Annotated in this window: 2 protein-coding genes and 1 pseudogene; all 3 read left to right on the forward strand. The window is 56.3% G+C overall.

The window, feature by feature from the left end; translation table 11 throughout:
- A pseudogene (locus tag A3730_RS23050) lies at window positions 1-382 on the forward strand (hypothetical protein); the annotation flags it as partial.
- Window positions 363-1,127 (forward strand): tetratricopeptide repeat protein, encoded by a 765-nt coding sequence (locus A3730_RS23055; RefSeq protein WP_231880783.1) that lies wholly within the window; start codon window positions 363-365, stop codon window positions 1,125-1,127. The pseudogene A3730_RS23050 and the gene A3730_RS23055, both read left to right, overlap by 20 nt.
- Entirely contained in the window at window positions 1,127-1,414 is a 288-nt protein-coding gene (locus A3730_RS23060) for a hypothetical protein (protein ID WP_063521609.1), read from the forward strand. Before A3730_RS23055 ends, A3730_RS23060 begins: the two co-directional genes overlap by 1 nt.
- The last annotated feature ends 24 nt before the right edge of the window (window positions 1,415-1,438 follow it).

The raw sequence follows: 1,438 nt of genomic DNA on the forward strand, positions 1-1,438 counted from the left end.
GCTGGCTGCAAAAACCACAGTAATGAAAAAAGCGCTGGCGGATTATCAGGCTGTGGCCCAGATCGGCGTCGCCGAGTACGCCACCGCCGCCAACTACAAGATTGGCGAGATGTATCGCGTGCTGGCCAGGGATCTGATCAAGTCGGAGCGGCCCAACGGCATGGATGAGCTTGAGCTTGAGGAATACACCATGCTGCTTGAAGACAAGGCCCTGCCCTACGAGGATCAGGCCATCGATATTCTTATCGCAAATGCCAACCTGGTCACCGATGACATCTATGATCAGTGGGTAAAAAAGAGTTTTACCGCGTTAGCAGAGCTGATTCCCGGCCGTTATGCGAAGTTTGAACAGGTTGAGAGCTATGTCGACATTATCTATTAACGCAGCACGCAGCACGCAATACGCAACACGCGGCGCGGCTCTCTTGCTGGTGCTGCTATTCGCTGGCTGTGCCACCCAGGGCGGCGGCGGGTTGGACGGTACTGCCGAAGGCAACACCAGCAAATATGAACAGCAGAAAAGTGGCGGCGCTGCTGCCAACAGCGATGCAGTGCATATTCCACCGGTGCCCCACGACCCGAAAGTCGAGAAAATTGCGCAACAGGCCATGGGCGAATACGCCCGTGCCCTGAAAACCCGCATGGCGGGCAACAACCAACAGGCACTGGTCATGTTCCAGTCTCTGGCGCAACGCTACCCGCAACTGTCCGGGCCACAGCTCAACATTGGCTTGATACAGATGGAATTGGAGGATTACGACAAGGCCCAGGCGGCTTTCGAGCAATCCCTGGCCATCAATGATGCCAATCCCTACGCCCACAACGGGCTTGGCCTGGCCCTGCGCGAGCAAGGCGAGTTCGATAGCGCGCGTATTCATTATGAGCGCGCGCTGGTGCTTGACCCCAAATATGCCCGCGCCCATTTCAATCTGGCTGTACTCGGTGAGCTCTATCTGCAGGACATGAACCTGGCCCTGAATCATTTCCGTGCCTATCAGAACCTGCAGAAACTGCCGGACGAAAACGTAGCCAACTGGATTGTCGATCTGGAGCGCCGTGCGCCGGATCAACCCAGCCAACCGGTTGCCGAGAACGGCTCTACCCTTAACCCCGGGGAGATAAACTGATGCGAAGCCTGTTGCCCCTTGCTGCACTGCTGCTGGCCACTGTCAGCCATGCCGCCGATGACCCCAGCGAACCGTCTACCAACGTCATCGGCACCCAGGAAGCTCCTACCGTGCTGAACGTGGTGCCCTGGAAAGATCGGGAAGTGAAACTGGAAAAGAAAGACCCCACCTCATCATTGCTCAACCGGGTACTGGAGCCACTGGACCAGGAAGTACTGATGCGTGAAATAGAGTACCACCAGCTGCTGACCCAGGAACCGGACAATGACGGCCTGTTTCTGGAATAAACAAACACGGTAAATAGCATTAGC

The organism is Alcanivorax sp. HI0044, from assembly GCF_001634945.1.

What these genes read in the sequence shown, in the direction of transcription:
- A3730_RS23055 (WP_231880783.1), top strand. Translation starts at nt 363, where the DNA reads ATGTCGACATTATCTATTAACGCAGCACGCAGCACGCAATACGCAACA.
- A3730_RS23060 (WP_063521609.1), top strand. Translation starts at nt 1,127, where the DNA reads ATGCGAAGCCTGTTGCCCCTTGCTGCACTGCTGCTGGCCACTGTCAGC.